This is a genomic window from Vibrio sp. R10-SG3-ISO10 (assembly GCF_059834185.1).
In genome coordinates this window covers 47,710-65,851 of the sequence record NZ_JCBDHG010000001.1, presented here as the reverse complement: position 1 = coordinate 65,851, position 18,142 = coordinate 47,710, and the positions used below count along the sequence as shown (strand labels likewise).

The window sequence follows — 18,142 nt, the reverse complement described above, 5'->3', positions numbered from 1 at the left end:
TGTGTCTCAACTTCGGCCTAAATTTTAGCTTCAAATTGAGACATAGAGCCTCTATTTATACGAGGCTCTGATAATTTAATTAGACTTAAAAAAACTCAGCTTGCTCTGCTGCCTCTCAGACAATTCTGAAAGAAACGAGGCTGCTTCAGCACTTTGCTTAATACCCTGTGCATTTTGGCTAAGACTCTCATCGACCTGATGGATACTATCGTTCATAGACGCGATAGCCTGATTCTGCTCGTTGGCAGCCAAGGACATTTCATTGTTTTGTTCGATGATCTTGGTTATTCCTTCAAGCAAGGAACGCATATCTTCTTTGCTTTGTTTCGCTAGCGTTGCGTTCTCAGTAACTTTTTCCAAACATACGCTCACTGAAGTCACCATATCTTGTGAGCCTTTTTGCAAAGAACGAACGAGTTCTTGAATAGATTCGGTATTGTTCGATGTTTTCTGAGCAAGCACTCGAACCTCATCGGCAACGACGGCAAAGCCACGACCACTTTCACCTGCCCTTGCAGCCTCTATTGCAGCATTGAGTGCCAACAAATTGGTTTGTTCAGCCACATTCTCAATCAAGCTAACAAACTCTGTCACTCTGGTAGATAGTTGCTCTAAACTTCTAGCAACTTCAGAGGTTTGATTCAGCTCTACGATTAGTTCATCTGACAGGCTCGCTCTAGTTTGAGCCGCCGCCGCTCCTTCTTTCGCAATTTCTATTCCCTGCATAGCGTAAGCTTCCGCATCGTTTGCAGTACTTGCCACTTGTTCCGAACTCGCTGCAAGCTCGGTGCTAGTTGAGGCGATTCTCTCTATTTGCGCCTTTTGCTCCAGAGCATTACCTTCAAGTTCAACCATAGTCGAAGAAAGTTCTGTTGCTGAAGAGGCAACATCTGAACCGACTCCCCTAAGTTCACTCACGGTTTGATCTAAGATTTCGAGAGTTTTATCGGTACTGGCGCCCAAACGACCAATTTCGTTGTTACCACTTAAGTTTGCCTTTTGGCTAAGCACGCCAGAAGACATACCATCAATGGTTTTACTCAGTGAGCGTATGCTAAGGTTAAGGCGTTTGGCAATCCACACTGCTAATGTAAGCGCTATAAGTGCCGCTAATACTGAAGAGGATATGAGAGCCCTCTCCGTGGTATTGGTAAGAGAAATCCCCCGCTCAAGAGATTCTTTGTTCTGCTCTTCTAACTCGGAAGACAACGTTGCTAACATTTCTCGTAACAAAGTGCCCTGTTCACTAATTAACTTAATGTCCTTGGTCAGTGTTAGATAACCCTCTTCTAACATCAAAATTTGTTTCTCGTAGTCAATAAGCACTTTTTTGAGGGCTAAACTAGCCCTATTCGAGTTGGAGGACTCTAAGGATTGTTCAAACCTCTCTAAGTTAAGGAGGACTTCATTGAGATATTCCGTATTTGCACTGCGCTCTAGGCGAATAAGGTGTTGCTGGATTTGACTTGAAAATAAGTAAAGCTCTGACAACAAGTTTCGCCACTCTTGGCGCTGCTCAAAACTGACCACTTTGTTTGACGTATAAAACTCGTTGTTCGCCAGTGTTAACGCTGAATTCAAATCAGGCAACGAGGTTGACAATATGTGAAGGGAGCTCAAACGTTCAGCCAAAGCCGTTTGTGTCAAACCATACTCACTAAGCTCATTGATTATGTTATCTTTCAGAGCTGTGTTGATCGTCAACTCGCCATCGCCACTATCTAGTTCTGCGAGTCTTTGATTAACTGTCTCGCTGCGTTGCTCAAATTGTTTTCGAGCATCATCCCATGTAATTTCGCCATAAAAAGCGCTAGCAGAAGCCATACGTATTCGATAAACGTTGCGCTGTGCCGACATTAACTTAGACACATTGTCCGAACTCACCAGTGACACTTGACCGCTCAACTTTGCTTCTCTAAGGAGAACGTCTGACAAAATAGTAGATGCGGCAAATAGAAAGACCGCGATTAGCACAGGTGCTACGATTTGAGCCATTATGGGTAGATTGTTGAACTTCATGACATCCACCACTGAGCTTTTTTACATTTTAGCATCAAATCTGTCTCTCTCGCGATAACGGCGAGAAGCAAGTAGAGTTGGTTTTCTTGTTTTATCTTATCTAGGCTAGTGATTAGAGTCGTCAATCGGCACTGGAGCTTACTCATCGTAACAATTACATCATCCGGTGGCTGTTGCGGAAACATTAAGAATGCATTTCTAATCTGCATCTTTGCGCACTGCAGATTCCAAATAGCTTCCACGAGTTCACTGCACTCTAAATCCGACTGTGTTTTAGAGTACCTATCAAGCATTGCTTGAACAGTCAAACATGACTCGCATAAAGAAAAGCTTTCAGCTGAAGTGGGGTAAGCACAACGTACACATTTACATCCTACCTTTTCCTTAACCCTAAGCGGGATAATGTTGTTTTGGGCTTTACTATTTGTTGTTGGTTTAGAGTCTCTGCACATGCTCATTTCCAATTGCCTCCATAGCTATGTTTGCGTACTTAGTAATTGGTAGCTGTTAGCAGTCATTCGTCGTTAATTATTAATAGTTAAATTAGCGCTGGAAAATCGCATAGTCCCGCATTTTGAATGACATTTAGTTATAGAGAACATAGATAAGGTAAATTGAGACACCGGAGTTTTGACACTGCTAGCTTTGAAGCTCTTTACCAGATCACTTAAGCAAAGCATTACTTGCACGCGATTGGTCGTAATATTAAAACTTGATCCGATGACATATATGCTTGCATCTCTCGCTACCATTCAAAGGTTGAAAGACCCCACCGAAAACGAGACGGTTTATAGCGATAAAGGTGGTAGTTCCAAGTTAATTGTTAGCACCAACAACATCCAAAACCCAACTCTCGTTATTTTTAAAAATCAATCCATTCATTAACTTAGTTGAAACATTCCGCAATATTGTCGTTCACAATGTAAGCTATCATTTGAATAGCGTGATCTCTATTCAGATTTTGCCTTGATTCCACCTATAAAAAGCATATGATGAAAGCCATATTCAAGCTTTGGCATATTTAAATTTCACAAAGGCGACAAGGATGGAGCTAGACATTTTTAATCCTTCTCGGCAATTACGCCGAGCAGTGTTATTTTGGCTTAGTACGCTACTAGCATTCATCTCGGTTTCTATTACCGCATACCACCTTGTAGTCCAACACTACAGTCCACATCACTATATAGAAACGGCATTTGGACTATTTTCGCTTTACATCGCTTATCACACTTACCAAGAAAGCATCTCAAAAGCCTTCATTGTCGCTTATGTTTTCAGCTTAACGGGTGTCACAAGCTTAGCCACCTACGAATATCCGATAGAGTTTGGCGTCTTTATCTGGGCTTGCCTATTTCCGATGATGTTCTATTTAATCCTAGGTCGTCGTGCTGGAGTACTGGCTACAAGCATCGGCTTTGTCACTCAAATTGGGATTATTTCTTACAAGCTTTGGACAGATGGCATAGATGGAAACTATCAGCTAGCGATCAATTTTTCACTCGCGTTTATTACCATTTGGCTAACCTCCCATGTACTTGAGGTAAAAAGACGAGTCGCTGAAGCTTCGCTTGGACAACTTGCCTCCCGTGATGCGTTAACAGGTGTCTATAACCGCCACGCCCTGACTCATAACTTTGAGCGTTACCGCAATGAGAGCATCAAGCTGCCCCTTTCCCTTTTGATCTTAGATTTAGATTTCTTTAAAGCGGTTAATGATAAGCACGGCCACGATGTTGGCGATAAGGTATTGGTGCAAACTGCTGCTCTGATTGATGGGCTAAGTGATGAACACCTTGTCTATCGAATTGGTGGTGAAGAGTTTTGCATCGCTCTACACAACACCAATGTACATAAAGCAAAAGAGAAAGCAGAACAAATTCGCAATGCGATCGAAAGCTACGCATTCAACGATAGCAGCACCCCAATTTCTCTAACGGCAAGCATTGGTGTTTATCAATGCGACCATTACGCCAATTTAGAATGTGTACTAAAAGAAGCAGATAAAGAACTTTATCGCGCTAAACAAAACGGCCGCAACCAAGTTATGGTATGCAGCCGCCCTTCTAACCCCGAATTAAGTTTTACCTAATTTAGTTCTCGTTATCTTCCTCTTCGAACACTACATTGTAGTTTTCGGTATACGTACATTGTGGCTGACGGCTACAAGTAAAGAAACGTCGGCCTTTATGTTCACCCTGACTCGCCGTCTTGATCGTCATAGGGCTACCGCAACGCTTACAAAAACGAATTTCTTTATCAGGTTCAATCAAATCGATATGTGCAGCAAGAAGGCGACGCAATCGCCCAACTTGATAACTGTGTTTGATGTTAGCGCCAATCAGAGGAATACCGGCAGACTTACTCACATGAATCAGTAACTTTTGTCGATCGACTTTGCCTTTATTGAGCTCTTTCCCATCATCTAACTCAATCGCGACACGAACTTCCAATGTGCGGGGGTCACACACTACATAGTCATAGTAGCTTTTAGAAATACGATTGTTGGCGATAAACCACTGCTTTTTATCCGTTGCGAGTGGCGTGATCACGTTAGACAGGTTCACTTTGCTCATAACTACGCCATGCTGACCTACTGCTGTAATCAGTGCATTGTAGAAAGCTGACTCTTGCGCATTAAGCAACGGCCCTTTCTTCTTGTAGGTACTATCTTTCAACTCATCTTGCTTGAGATAACGTTTTTGAATCACAACAAAGAAAATGACCAGTATGGCGACGACGATAAAAACACTTTCCATTTACGTTTGACTAACCTTAAATGAGTTCAATTATTTGATTATTCGATATTATACGCTGAGGGCAATAGGACATTAACGTTTTTGAGATGTGTGATTCGGTAACTCTAATCTGATGACGACTCTTTGGTCTGGTTTTATCTTCTGGAAGCTTTCACCCCAGTGCTTTCTGACAAGTTGATCGAGCAAACCCGATGTTTTGGCTTTGTCTAACGCATTTTGTATCGCGGGCTGATATTTTGCCATTTTTGGTGACAAGTAGAATTTGAAATCGCGGTCGTAAACAAGCAAGAGCCTTTGCTCGATAGCCAAGTGTTTATTTTGCGCTGCTTCAGCGCTAATTTCATTCATTCCCCGAGGAAAATAATTAACGTTTCCATCCGTTGTGAGTTTATTGTAGAGCGTTCGCCACTCACCATCTTCTTCATAAACTTTCAGTCCATTTGCTTTCCAAACATCGACATCAAACCAGTTTATCCCTAACCCCGCTATGAGATTAGCCTCTTTAAGATCTTGAAGTGTATTAATGTTTTTTAATTTAGATTGCAGTTCGGGGGGGATAAGCATAACCCGCTTACCAATTAAGCCGTTGGTCAGGGGCATATCTATAGCCAGATATTTGCTGTCTCTTTCTGGTGTTGCAAGTAGCCAAGTTAAGCTTAACTGTCCGCTTTCAACCATTCTTATCACGCGTTTTTGAGGTATATGTTCACTTGGTACCATGATTTTGACGTCATAGCCGCTTCTCGATAGCGCTTCAAACAGCAGCTCGTGGTAAAAGCGATGTCCGCCATCCATCTGTGAAGCTAGAGTTAACGTAATTGATTGCTGAGCAAAACTTTGACATGTAATAACAAGTAGCAAAAGACCGCTAAATCTCATCAAATCTCCTTATTTGTACTTATGGAGTATTTCTTGATAAACGCTAGCTTCACCCTCATTTGTGGTTTGCTTGATGGCGTCTATACCTTGCTGAAGTTGTTGAACCAGTCTGCTATCTGTTTCCAAGTTAAAGGCAAAATATAGATCCCCTTCACTAAGTACATAGACCGCTTCAAACTCTTCCGTATTATAGCCGCCTCGTTTCAACCACCATTTGGCAACATTCTCTTCATATGCCCATAAGTCTATACGATCTTTGACAAACTGATTGGCGAGTGTTTCTGGTACTGAACTTTCAACCATAGAATCTCTTGGAACACCTAGCTCTAATAAAAGCTGTTCTCCCACGTCATCGCGAATCACACCTATGCGGTACTCCGCCAAGGCCATTGGTTGACTCACGCTGATGTTCTTGCTTTTTTTTGCCAGTACTACGATTCTAGTTTTACTAATTGGCCCCGCCCATTGAAAAATGTGCTCTCTCAATTGCGTACGAGTGGTTGAAAAAAGGACGGTGTTGGGCTTAATTAACGCGCTACGATAGGCACGTGGCCAAGGTTGAACCTGTATTGACTCAAGCGAAACTTGACTGCGAGCTTGTTCACTGGCCGATCTAAGGACATCAATGGCGATGCCTTCAACCCCGTTACCCTGATCGTAGTTATAAGGCGGGTATTGCTCTGTGAGATAACTCAGCTCACTTAGCTCTTCGCTATATGCTACGTGAACAAACGAGCTAGAGATGAAGAGTAGTAATATAAAAAGTCGCATGGGACGACCTCTAATAAATTCGTTTATAGCCTATAAACAAATGTAGAGGTCAATCACAATTACGTCTAGAACAGCTGACAGTTTAGTTACTAGATTTTCGATAGGTCCTTTCCGGGCGACCCACAGTTCCATAATTTAAGTCGGCTTCAAGCTCACCCGTGCTGATAAGATATTCCAAGTAACGTCGGGCGGTAGTGCGACTTGCACCAATTTGTTCCCCGGCCTCATCCGCCGTCATATGCTGATTATCAACAAATAGCGCTTTAATTTTCTCTAATGTCACACCATCTATGCCTTTAGGTAATCGATTTTTCGGTGAGTCATTGGTGTTCGCCGCTTGAAGCATTTTATCTACAATACTCTGATCGAGATCGTTTGCATGGTTTAGTTGATGCTTTTGTAGTACATATTTTTTTAATGCTGCTTCTAGTCTCGGAAAGACAACTGGCTTGAGTAAGTAGTCAACCACCCCACCACGCATTGCTTGTTGTAAGGTATCGACATCCCTCGCGGCGGTGATCAAAATGACGTCACAACTGAGATTCTTGGTTCGTAAATCTTGGAGTATTTCTAGACCGGTACCATCAGGCAGGTAAACATCTAATAACAGTAAATCAGGCTGAAGAATGTCTAACTGCAGGTTTGCCTCAAGTTTCGTCGTCGCGATACCTATCACTTCGTAACCACCGATTTGTTCAAGGTAGCGTTGATGTAATTGGGCGATAGCGAGATCATCTTCAATGATCATCACTCGAGTTACTGTCGTCATATCTGCTCATCCTTAGGTAGATATACTGTCATCCTTGCTCCATAGTTTTTGTTATTCATCATCTCAAGCTCGCCGTGATAACGGGAGGCGAGTTGATTGGTTAAATACAGGCCGACGCCACGAGTTGACGAGTCTTTACTCGATACGCCGCGCTCTACTAACGAGTCTACACTGACGTTGCCAGGTAAGCCGCAACCTTGATCAACCACTTCCAATATCACTTCGTTGCCATAATCACTGATTGAAACTTCAATCAGTCTCCGATCAGCAGGAAACAGAGGATCTCGTGTAATCGCATCTCGTGTCGCATCAAAAGCGTTATCTATCAAGTTACCTAAAATTGTGACTAAATCTTCAGGGTTAATGCGTTGTGGCAAGGGCTCAAGGCGCGATCCCTCTTCAACTACAAGCTGTAAGCCAAGCTCGCGCGCTCGTTCAGTCTTACCTAATAGCATGCCTGCAATCAGCGGCTCTTTGATTGTTTCTCTTAAGAACTCAATTAAAGCTTGGTAATGTGCGGTTTCTTGGCCAATTAAATACTGTACGGCTTCCAGTTCGCCCATTTGCACCATACCACTGATGGTATTGAGTTTATTGCGATGTTCATGGGTCTGCGAACGCAGCATTTCGGCATATTCTTTGGTTTTCGCTAGCTGTTCAGTCAGCTCGGTTAAATCATCGCGGCGGCGGAAACTTGAAACAGCGCCCACGACTTTGCCATCGACAATAATTGGGCTTCGGTTGGCAATTAATCGCTGCTTATTTAAATAGAGGTTGATATCGTGATCAGTACGCGCAGTTTGAATCACAGTGTGTAAGTCACTGTCAGGCAAAATCTCACTCAATGGTCGGTTGATACTTTGCTCTTTGTTTAGATTAAGTATTTGGCATGCACTTCGGTTAATTGAACGTAACTTCCCTTGATCATCAATAGTGATAATTCCTTCCTTAAGGGTTTCTAATGTTACATCCAGTTCAACGTATAATCGCCCTATCTCTTCTGGTTCAAAGCCTAGAATAGCTTTCTGAAAACGGCGTGACGCATAGCTAGACACAATTGCATTGGCACCAACGACAATAAAAGCCATCAGGACGAGGAAAATAATAAAAGGTTCGATACGATCTTGCAGGCGATCAATCAAATATCCGACAGAGACAACGCCAATAATTTCGCCCTGTTCATTGAATACAGCCGTTTTACCACGAACAGAATAACCAAGTGAGCCTTCTGCAACTGATATATAGGCTTCTCCACCCACGAGCGCACGATCATTGTCGCCACCTTTCATTGGCTTCCCAATACGTTCGTCGAGTGGGTGAACAAGGCGAATACCATCCTTGTCACCAATAACAATGAAGGCCGCGCCAATTAGGTTAGTCAAACTACGATAACGTTGCTGACTCTCACTATCAACGCCATTCTCAATAGCACTAATGACATAGGGTGATTTGGCCAGAAATGAAGCGACACCTAGAGCTTGATGCCCCATTTCGTCTTCCTGAGCTTGCTTAATATAGATAAATCCTGCCGCGACAAGAATTAACAGCTCGATCAAACCTGATAGTGTCATGATAATCAGCATTCTCTTACGAAAGCTGATACTGCTCCATTTCATACATTCTCCTTTGTGCATTTGCAGAATAACATTCGTCTAACATGACAACGATTGGTTGTTGAGTAATTTGTGAAGCTTACAGAGGTAATTTATTCCTATCGGTTATTAGGCGAGCACCGCTTATTCTTTAATCGATTACTTTTAGATCTAATTAGGTATTTCACATATAAAACCAGTGGAATAGTTGATTTGGATCACATGAGTTTTAGAACATTTTTTATACTAACTACTCACAAGTCTCGTATAATTATTGAGCACACAAAAATGTGTAGGGACGTTTAAATCGGCCGTCAAAGACAACATAACTATTCAACCATAATTATGACGGCTCACTTGTCAGAGGGAAAGACGATGAAACGGGACGTTTTTGGTATTTGTTTGTCAAAGGGTATGCTGTCAAATAACCTATCGAGTACGTTTACGCACGTGCGGGCTTACCAAAAGTCTGAAGAAAGCGAGGATGTAATGGTTTTACACGCATTCCCGCAAATGTCTGGTCAAGAGTTACTGACCAACATGAAAGAAACAAAAAGACTTTTGTGGCGTGCTGAATATATATGCTCAGGCATCAAATAGTTCTGCTTTATGTAAAACCAAGAGGGAAGCACATCTGCTTCCCTCTTTTTCGTTAGCTAGTCGTCTGGTTTTTCGATTGTCGTAATTGTGTTAAATACTTAATCCAACTCTTTGCTTGAGATGAGGGTTCAACATTATTGGCATGTTTAGCTTCGATTAAGGCTTTCTCTAGTTGATCCAATTTGTAAAACGCGCGAGTTTTGGCAAGAGCAACATCCGCCTTCCTACCCTTAACTTTTGATAAAACGCTCAGCGCAGGTTGGTAGTATCCTTGCTGAACCATCAGTTGGGCTACGTTCCAATGATATTTAGAGTCTTGCTTAGCGGCTAACTTCCAGATACCTAGAGCTTTATCCCACTCTTTGGCCAACTGCCAATACGTAGCTTGCTCAGAAAGCAGCTGTACGTCTGTGTCGGCACCATCAAGCTGACTAATCTCAATGGCTGCGCGTTCTGGCACACCACGTTTGGCATATAGCTGAGCGAGCATGCGGCGATCACTTTGACTTAAATCGAGCTTGTTTAGCTTAGCCAAAGACAAAGTGTCTAACGCATCACGGTCTTTGCCTATCCTTAACTGCAAGCCAACAAGCTGTCGCCACCAATTGATTTTGTCAGGTTGCAAAGCAATAAGCAGCTCCAAAGTCGGAATCGCCTGCTTCCATTTTTTAAGTTGCAGCTGGGCACCGAGCTTTAATGATAAAGGCTGAAGCGGGCTTTCTTTACTTACCTTCAGGTACTCATTAGCAGCAGGGATAACTTTTGACCATTGCTCTAGCTGATAATGAGACTGCGCGATACGAAGCCAAATATCATCAGCTTTCTGCGTGGTGGGTACTGTCTTTTGCAGCACATAATAGTGCTTTAAAGCTCGCTCAAACTGCTGTTCGTTCAGATAAAGATCAGCTAGCATTCGCTCAGTAATCCAACCTTGTTCATCTTGCAGAAGGCCACCGGTTACTGCTTTTTCTAAATGCTTGATCGCCTGTTTAGGCTTGCCGTCTTGCCAATAAAACACACCCAGCATACGAGCAACAAAAGCCTTATCGTATTCACGGGAGGTGTCTATCTCACTCAGCATGGTAATGGCTTGTTTCACCTGCTCTTCTTGTGCAAGTTCGTGCGCCTTTTGTACCCTGGTCGCGGTATATTGACTAAGCTCTTGTGCAAACGAAGTACTGGAAGCCAATATAAGAGGAACTAACAATAATCGTTTAATCATTTCGCTATCTTAAACTCCAATCTTACGGTTTGACCAAGCTGAGAAATGGCTCCCCCATCCACCACTTTTGGTTGGTACTTCCATTTTTTCAGTGCCCGGATTGCTTCACGTTCAAACATACGCTTAGGGTTGGCTTCCACCACTTCGACATCAATCGGTTTACCTGCTGGATCGATGGTAAATTTCATCACGACATACCCTTCGGCACCACGTTTTAACGCCTTTGTCGGATAGCGAGGTTCAACACGATACAATGGCATCGCCTGTTGATTGACACCGAAGTCACCGAAAGTCGGAGCGCTAATAGCCAATCCATCTACCGCCGTATCTAAGCCTAGCATTGGTTGAGCGATAGGCGACACTTGAGTTAGCTGAGTATTCGCCTGTGACGTTGGCATCTGCTCTGGCACTTCTGGAGCTTGAGGCTGCTCAGGTACAGAGCGTTGACGCCTTTGAACGTCTTGTTCGTTTTCTACCATCACCATATTGAAACTTAGTGCTTCACTCGGTTCAGGCGCACGGCGGTGGCTAATATCGACCATCCACGCCATCAAGCTGAAAATAGCCACAACGCACGATAACGCAATTGGTGTGGCAATGAGCAATCGACCCACTAGATCTTCTCCGCAGCCAAAGCTATATTCTTCACCCCAGCCCCTTTTGCCGCATCCATCACCTTAACAACCGTACCGCTATAGGCGTGTTCGTCCGCTTGAATAACCAAGGAAGCATCGGGTTTATCGAGCATTAGGTGCTCTAACGTTGCTTCAACCCGCTCAACATCAACCATTCGTTTGTCGATATAGATATCATTTGCAGAGGTTATCGCAACGAAAATACCTGCTTCCTTTTGACTCACCACATTTGAAGCTGTTGGCCTGTTTACTTCTACACCAGATTCACGAACAAATGAGCTCGTCACGATGAAGAAGATCAACATAATAAATACAATATCAAGCATTGAAGTCAGGTCTACCTGAGCTTCATCTTGTTTATGGTGGCGTCGACCGAGTCTCATCGTTGACTCCTTAAAGATTTTTCCAATTTAATTTCTTTCATTTGGCATACTTTGACTAATCGCGCGTGGAAGAACATGCCAGTAAGTGCAGCAACCATACCCGCCATAGTCGGCAAGGTCGCCAGTGAAATACCCGATGCCATCAGTTTCGGATCGCTACTGCCTTGATTCGCCATTACATCAAATACTGAAATCATGCCTGTCACCGTGCCTAGCAGACCAAGCATTGGGCAGATCGCCACCAGCACTTTAATCACATTGAGATTCTGGTTTAGTAGCGAGTGCGCTTCCGATAACCAACCTTCGCGGATCGAACGTGCATACCAAGAGTGCTGATCACTGCGCTGCTTCCAAGCGTCTACCCACTGGTTACGTTGTTTAGGAAATTGAAACCACAGAAAGACGATGCGCTCAATGATTAGCAACCAGCAAACCAACACCACACCGGATAGCCACCAAAGCACCTGACCACCTTGTTGCATAAAGGATTGCAACGAAGTCATCCAATTACTGGTGGCAATCACCTCAGGAAATAGAGCGAATATCGCTTCCATTACGCCGCATTCTCCAAGCTGTTGTCGCTGATTAACGTCTCTTTCTCCGCTTGCTCAGCAACAAGCGCAATACCTTGTTTCTCTAGAATGTTGCGGATGCTTTCCGCTTGAGAGCTCAAAATATTGTGAGCAAGTAACAATGGCATCGCAGCGATAAGTCCTAAGACCGTTGTCACAAGTGCCATAGAAATACCACCCGCCATCACTTTAGGATCGCCGTTACCGAACTGGGTGATCACTTGGAATGTTTCAATCATCCCGGTTACCGTGCCCAAAAGACCTAGCATTGGCGCAAGCGCTGCCAATAACTTAAGCATAGAGAGACCTTTTTCTAGCCCTGCTTGCTCATCAACCACAGCTTCAAGAAGACGCAGTTCCAATGCTTCAACGGTCTGATTCTTTTCTTTACTATAAACAGCTAGTACACGACCAAGTGGGTTATCCGTTGGCGTTTGAGGCATTTTCAGTTGCTTGCGAATCTTTTGGCGTGCTACCGAAAGGCTAACACCTCTAACCAATGAAATAATTAGACCAATAACAAGCAGGCCCAGAATGACTTTACCAACGACACCACCAGCTTGGAGTCTGTCCATTAAGCTAGGAGTCAACGCTAGTTGTTCAAGCATAATGCCACGCGAAGGATCAACAATAAGGTTGGTGCGCTCACCAGCTAATAAGCCCGTCAAAGACGATGTCGTCGGCCCGTTTTCTGGCTGTTTAATGTAAGCCGTAGCGTCTTGTTTAGCACCGTTCCAATTTAGATAGCCTTGCTCGCCAACTAAACCGAAAGCACCAAGGCGTTGCGCTGTCACATCGTGAGAAAGGCCTTCACCGTCGACAAATTTAACTTGAGTCGGCTGTACCTGACCCGTCGCTTTAATTTGTTCTTCTAGCGCTGACCATAAACCTGTTAATTGCGGCATAGAAGGTAGCTTGGTTGCAGCAACAATGTCTTTAATAGTATCAGAATGGGTTTGAGCACCCGCGCCGGTTACTGAATGAGAAAGCTCAGTTTCAAGTTCCTTTGCATGCTGGCGAACTACACCAAACACCTCACCTAGGCTTCCCGTTTCGAGGCGAAGCTTTTCTTCGAGTCTAGCTAACGTGTCTTCGTTCTGGCTAAACTGGGCAGCAAGTCGATCGTTTGCTTTCTGTAACGTTTCTCTTTGTTGAACCAGTTGCGCTTTTAGTGCTGCCAGTTCACGCTCGGTTTGCTTAAAACCTGATTCGCGTTGAATATTGTGTTGCTTTTGAACCTTCGCGTCAGCTTTAGCCGGAGAAGCTAAATCAGCTGCAATGCTGTTAAACGATAGAGCGGTAAATGCAATTAAAGAGGCAATCAGTGTGCGTTTCATTATTTTGCCTCCGCCACTTTTAAAGAAATAGGAAGAGTAATTAGGCTTGGTGCTGTTTGTTTCGCCGCAATGCTAAACGCTTTATCTAGATCTGATTTAAGCGAAGAATCAATATCTAACCATTGACTGGATTTTTGATCCCAAGACCAAAATTTGCTGCCATTTAAGCTACGTGCAACTAACGAAATACGACCTAAGTAAAGCACATCCGCTTCTCTGCTCTCAGCATTAACGGTGATTTGACCTTGATACAAACCAAGTTTAGTACCGTAATCTAGCTCGATTTGATAAGCCTCTAAGATACGACGATACTTTTCCGCATCACTCACATCCGCTCTGGTCATCATAGACTCAAGCTTAGCGATTCGCTCTTGACGTTGATCCAATTTGATGGGGACATCATCAGCAACGATCTGTTTTAGACCGTCGACCATTTGATACATCAGCGGAACAATACCTTGACGTGTAGACTTAATCTCTTCTATCTGGCTATCTAAACTAGCTACCTCTTGCTCTTGGCTTGAAACCAAAGCATTCAGGTGATCGCGATACACTTTTAGATTTTTCACTTCTTCTTCAAGCTGTTCAATTTCAGCTTTTAGGGTCAACGTCTTTTCTGCACTGGCGTCGATACGTTTTTGACTTGAGGCAGAAGCCGCATTGGTTTTACTCTGGATAGATTGAGCGGAGTCAAGGCTATTCGCCAAGGTATTCGATGTTGACGTAGCAAGGATGAGCGCCAAGCTAGTTTTAATTAAATTCATAACGTCTATTATTCACTGATGCGATATACGATTGAGAAACACTCTCATTTTCACTCGCGACATAGTACCGCGATTGGGTAAAATTGCAATTGTCCTTACACTTTATACAAAAATAGGGGAAAGGCTATGCCTCTCCCCTATTAAAACTCAAGTCAGTTTATGACTCTTGTTATTAGTATTTGATTTGTAACGTCGCCATGTAGTTGCGGCCTTCACCAATCACTACGTCTTCTGCGTAGTTGTGCTTTGAAGATGTAGAACCACCGCCACCTAAGTATTCAGTATCGAACACATTTGCAACCGTTAAGCGCGCAATCATATCTAGGTTTTCATCGTACTTGTGAGTGTATGCCACACCCATGTCTACACGGGTGTAACCGTCTTTCTTAAATGTATTCGCGTCATCACCGTAGCGAGAGCCTTCATAAATCACACCTACATTTAGATCGACTTGATTAGTTGCGGCGTAATTTGACCATACACTTGCAGCAAATTCTGGCACATCAACAGGACGGTTACCTGCGTAGTTTTCATGGTTTTCAATTTTTGCATCTAAGTACATCGTCGAGCCCGTAAGAGACAACTTGTCTGTCACAAACCCTTGGGCTGTTAGCTCCACACCACGGTGCACTTGTTTACCGTTTTGCGTCTTCGTCCAGTTTCCAGATGCAGCATCTTCAACATCCATACTGATATTATCTTTGGTAATGTCGAACACAGCACCCGATACGAACAAACGACTGTCTAATAGCTCCCATTTGGTACCCAATTCATAGGATTTACCCAAAGCAGCATCAAGCAATGCCCCATCATTGGTGTACGTCCTGCTTCCACTTGAAACTGTGCCCTGCGGCTCAAAGCTTTCTGAGTATGAAGCATAAATGCTGCCATTGTCGGCTGGATGGAAAATGATGCCAAGCTTAGGCGATACGTTTTCTTCAGCAACACCGTTAGCTACCTTACGGTCAAAACGTAACCCAGCAAGTACCTGCCATTGCTCGCTAAGCGTTACCATATCTTGAGCATAGAATCCCCAAGTATCGTAGCTCGAGTGGCTAATTTTAGGGTCACCACTGCTGAATGTTGGTACGCCAACAGACTCACCAGGAGCAACATTTTGGCTGTTGAAGCTTCTTTGATAGCGATCGTAACTGTATCCTAGCCAATTAGAGCCAAACAATAGTTGGTGATTCATGCCAGCTAACTCTAGATTACCTACAAAATCTACATATGCAGTTCTAAAGCGCCACTTATCATGACGGTTGCTACCACCATGCTTTACCGTACCGTTAGAATCTAATGTAGAAAAATCCGGATAGCTTTCAACATCGGTACGTTCAAAATCTTGGTAGTTAAAGCCACTCTTTATCGCCCAAGCATCCGTCAGGTTGGCATTAACGTTGAAACCAACGTTTTCTACATCATTTTCAATTTTTGACCACTGCGCATCCCAGATATGTTCTTCACTACCTACACGCTGGCCATCTAATGTATAAAGTGCTCCTGAATCAACACTGCCATTATCGTTGGTCTTATCGTAGTGGAATGAAACCGTCACATCCTCATTGACGTCATAATCTACAAACAGACCCGCAACTAAACGTTCAGTTTGAGGCTTAGAGCCATCACCGTAGGTTCTCCATGAGTTATAACTCTCTTTGGAAACAACCGTGCGTGCTCTTAATGTTTGATCATCATTGAGCGAACCGCTTACATCGACCATTGTACGTGAACGGTCATTTGAGCCTACATCTTGGCTAACATTTACTTTAGTGTCGTAAGTTGGCTTTTTTGAGACCATATTGATCAAGCCACCCGGTGCAGAAACACCATAAAGTAGACCTGAAGGCCCTTTAACCACTTCTACGCGTTCTAGTAGTTCAACAGGCTGACGATAATGCGACCAGTGTTGATGTCCGTCACGAAGAAAACCAGATGAGCTTTGTACTTCGAAACCTCGTAGTGAGAAACGCTCACGATTTCGGCCCGTACCACCAGCACTGACACTTGCATCATTCTTTAGTACTTCACCAAGAGTGCTAGCACGTTGCTCGTCAATAAGTTGCTCGTCAAGAACAGTAATCTGTCCTGGAGTTTCCAATTGTGAAGCTTCCATACGCATCGCTGTTGAGTTTGTGTCAGCTTTGTAGCCATAGTCACGGCCTTCAACCACCATGTGTTCGTCAGTTTCAACACTTTCAGCAACCACTGCTGGAGCAGCTAATACAGCACCGATGACGAGTGCTAACTGGCTCTTTGTGAACATATTTTTCTCCGAATATTTCGTGCAGAGCTAACTTGCCCTGTTGAGTTATTTATAACGAAGCGAAATATAAGTGATAACCAATATCATTTGCATTAAATTTACAATCTTTGCATTCGTAAACAATTGTTATCATTCTTAAACCACAAAAAAAACGAACACCTATGATGTTCGCTTCCTCAAGAATCAAAAATGTAGAGCTAAATAGGCAGTGTCAACTGAACCCTTAATCCCTTCTCTTTACGGTTTGATGCTCTCACTTCCCCTCCAAGTAGTTTCATTGACTCTTTGACGATCGCAAGGCCTAAGCCATATCCCCCACTCTTTTTATCCCTTGCGGACTCAAGTCGCGTGAATGGTCGGAAGATATCTTCCAATTGAGCTTGCGCTATTCCGGGGCCGTCGTCAGCGACTTCGATACACACTGAATTTTTGGAATAGTTACGTAGCTCGTAAATAGAAATTTCAATCTGTGCATCTTCGCCAGCATACTTGATCGAATTTGAAAGTAAGTTACTGAGGCATCGCATTACCAATCGTTCGTCTGTCATCACGACTGGGATTGTCGAACCCATCGACAGGCATATGCTCTGCCCTTTCTTGAGTTGCAATCGGCTCTGCTCAATTTGAGTAGATGTTAGACTTTCCAAACAAACGGGATTGGCATCAGCCTCATAGCGGGAGTTCTCTAAGCGGCTATACTCTAGAATCTCACCAACCAGAGCGTCCATTTCATCGACTTCCTTTTCTAACCTTTCAACTAACGGAAGCTCATTTTCACTCGCTTTAGAACGCAGTAGATGCAGCGCAAGATTTTGCCTTGCCAAAGGGGTTCTTAACTCATGGGAGACATCACGAATGAGGCGACGCTGCCTCTCAGCCAATGCGTGAATTTCCTTAGTCATGTCGTCAAAGTCATGAGCCAGATCGTTAAACTCACGCGTGTTAGAGTTCAACTCTTCAACAACCTTTACTTTAAAATCACCTGAAGCCAGGCGTCGACTCGCCTCTCGAAGGCGATCGAGTGGCATCTGCAACTTTCGCGCAAAGATCAGAGAGAATAAAAACAATATAGCGATGACAATAATCACCTTGCTCACTGCAAAGTAAACAATGAATCTATGCGCGGGATGCAATTGACTTGGTAGCTGAACAACCAGCGTATTGCCTTTGTCCAAGCGGACACCAATTAATGGCTTATTGACTCTGTCGTCAAGTAACTCATCAATCTCTCTGAGAAACCTCAATTTAAATTCAAAGTGAGGATGCATCTGACGATGAGACAGTGGCTTGTTTTGTGGGTTGAGTACAAACAGATAATACGGCTGTGCGTTCGCCCAATCCGCCAACTCATCCATATCGCCATCTTCTATAAGCACATTCGCTTGGTGCGCTAGACTCTGGATGTCTTGCTTTACTTCCAGCGGTACTTTAAGCATGGTTTTGACTAAAGCTTGCTCCGCTACGGCCTGCACAACCAATATCGAAATGATCACACCAGACATATAGCTGAACAACTGAAAAACAAGCGAATCTTTTCTCTTCGCAAGGCTTTGGAAACGAGGCGGCCAAATCATTTG

General features: G+C 43.6%; 17 protein-coding genes. 2 read left to right on the top strand and 15 right to left on the bottom strand.

Annotation, left to right across the window (positions count from 1 at the left end; translation table 11 throughout):
- Positions 1 to 75: 75 nt before the first annotated feature.
- Together AC6R16_RS00260 and AC6R16_RS00255 are read right to left on the bottom strand one after the other, a co-directional pair.
- Entirely contained in the window at positions 76 to 2,019 is a 1,944-nt protein-coding gene (locus tag AC6R16_RS00260; protein WP_500673167.1) for a methyl-accepting chemotaxis protein, read from the bottom strand.
- Positions 2,016 to 2,228 (bottom strand): hypothetical protein, encoded by a 213-nt coding sequence (locus tag AC6R16_RS00255; RefSeq protein WP_500673166.1) that lies wholly within the window; start codon positions 2,226 to 2,228, stop codon positions 2,016 to 2,018. Before AC6R16_RS00255 ends, AC6R16_RS00260 begins: the two co-directional genes overlap by 4 nt.
- Before the next feature lie 836 nt (positions 2,229 to 3,064).
- On the opposite strand from AC6R16_RS00255, the gene AC6R16_RS00250 reads away from it, so the two are divergent.
- Positions 3,065 to 4,108 carry a GGDEF domain-containing protein gene (locus AC6R16_RS00250; protein WP_500673165.1) on the top strand — a complete coding sequence of 348 codons (1,044 nt, stop codon included), beginning with the start codon at positions 3,065 to 3,067 and terminating at the stop codon, positions 4,106 to 4,108.
- A 1-nt stretch (position 4,109) separates the two neighbouring features.
- Here the strand turns inward: AC6R16_RS00250 and AC6R16_RS00245 are convergent, their stop codons facing one another.
- From AC6R16_RS00245 to AC6R16_RS00225, 5 genes are all read right to left on the bottom strand, one after another.
- Entirely contained in the window at positions 4,110 to 4,775 is a 666-nt protein-coding gene (locus tag AC6R16_RS00245; protein ID WP_069666420.1) for a DUF2726 domain-containing protein, read from the bottom strand.
- Positions 4,776 to 4,847: 72 nt separating this feature from the next.
- Complete coding sequence (locus AC6R16_RS00240; protein ID WP_500642095.1) at positions 4,848 to 5,654, bottom strand: transporter substrate-binding domain-containing protein; 807 nt, start codon at positions 5,652 to 5,654, stop codon at positions 4,848 to 4,850.
- 9 nt (positions 5,655 to 5,663) lie between these two features.
- Entirely contained in the window at positions 5,664 to 6,425 is a 762-nt protein-coding gene (locus AC6R16_RS00235; RefSeq protein ID WP_500642094.1) for a substrate-binding periplasmic protein, read from the bottom strand.
- Positions 6,426 to 6,507: 82 nt separating this feature from the next.
- Positions 6,508 to 7,194 (bottom strand): response regulator, encoded by a 687-nt coding sequence (locus tag AC6R16_RS00230; RefSeq protein WP_500642093.1) that lies wholly within the window; start codon positions 7,192 to 7,194, stop codon positions 6,508 to 6,510.
- The gene (locus AC6R16_RS00225; RefSeq protein WP_500642092.1) at positions 7,191 to 8,810 is read right to left on the bottom strand and encodes an ATP-binding protein; all 1,620 of its coding nucleotides are present in this window, start codon (positions 8,808 to 8,810) and stop codon (positions 7,191 to 7,193) included. Before AC6R16_RS00225 ends, AC6R16_RS00230 begins: the two co-directional genes overlap by 4 nt.
- 351 nt (positions 8,811 to 9,161) lie before the next feature.
- Between AC6R16_RS00225 and AC6R16_RS00220 the strand changes: the two genes are divergently transcribed.
- Positions 9,162 to 9,386 carry a hypothetical protein gene (locus AC6R16_RS00220; RefSeq protein ID WP_500642091.1) on the top strand — a complete coding sequence of 75 codons (225 nt, stop codon included), beginning with the start codon at positions 9,162 to 9,164 and terminating at the stop codon, positions 9,384 to 9,386.
- A gap of 52 nt (positions 9,387 to 9,438) precedes the next feature.
- Here the strand turns inward: AC6R16_RS00220 and AC6R16_RS00215 are convergent, their stop codons facing one another.
- The 8 genes from AC6R16_RS00215 to AC6R16_RS00180 form a co-directional block, all read right to left on the bottom strand.
- Positions 9,439 to 10,608: a tetratricopeptide repeat protein gene (locus tag AC6R16_RS00215; RefSeq protein WP_500642090.1), complete on the bottom strand. Its 1,170-nt coding sequence runs from the start codon at positions 10,606 to 10,608 to the stop codon at positions 9,439 to 9,441.
- A complete protein-coding gene (locus AC6R16_RS00210; RefSeq protein WP_500642089.1) occupies positions 10,605 to 11,222 on the bottom strand; it encodes an energy transducer TonB in 618 nt (205 codons plus the stop codon). Before AC6R16_RS00210 ends, AC6R16_RS00215 begins: the two co-directional genes overlap by 4 nt.
- Positions 11,222 to 11,626, bottom strand: a complete 405-nt coding sequence (locus AC6R16_RS00205; RefSeq protein WP_500642088.1) for an ExbD/TolR family protein — start codon at positions 11,624 to 11,626, stop codon at positions 11,222 to 11,224. The genes AC6R16_RS00210 and AC6R16_RS00205 overlap by 1 nt, the downstream gene beginning before the upstream one ends.
- A complete protein-coding gene (locus tag AC6R16_RS00200) occupies positions 11,623 to 12,180 on the bottom strand; it encodes a MotA/TolQ/ExbB proton channel family protein (RefSeq protein WP_500673164.1) in 558 nt (185 codons plus the stop codon). Before AC6R16_RS00200 ends, AC6R16_RS00205 begins: the two co-directional genes overlap by 4 nt.
- A complete protein-coding gene (locus AC6R16_RS00195) occupies positions 12,180 to 13,535 on the bottom strand; it encodes a MotA/TolQ/ExbB proton channel family protein (RefSeq protein ID WP_500642086.1) in 1,356 nt (451 codons plus the stop codon). Before AC6R16_RS00195 ends, AC6R16_RS00200 begins: the two co-directional genes overlap by 1 nt.
- The gene (locus AC6R16_RS00190; RefSeq protein WP_500673163.1) at positions 13,535 to 14,299 is read right to left on the bottom strand and encodes a DUF3450 domain-containing protein; all 765 of its coding nucleotides are present in this window, start codon (positions 14,297 to 14,299) and stop codon (positions 13,535 to 13,537) included. The genes AC6R16_RS00195 and AC6R16_RS00190 overlap by 1 nt, the downstream gene beginning before the upstream one ends.
- Positions 14,300 to 14,471: 172 nt before the next feature.
- Positions 14,472 to 16,565 carry a TonB-dependent siderophore receptor gene (locus tag AC6R16_RS00185; RefSeq protein WP_500642084.1) on the bottom strand — a complete coding sequence of 698 codons (2,094 nt, stop codon included), beginning with the start codon at positions 16,563 to 16,565 and terminating at the stop codon, positions 14,472 to 14,474.
- Between the two features lie 197 nt (positions 16,566 to 16,762).
- A complete protein-coding gene (locus tag AC6R16_RS00180) occupies positions 16,763 to 18,139 on the bottom strand; it encodes an ATP-binding protein (protein ID WP_500642083.1) in 1,377 nt (458 codons plus the stop codon).
- Positions 18,140 to 18,142: the final 3 nt, after the last annotated feature.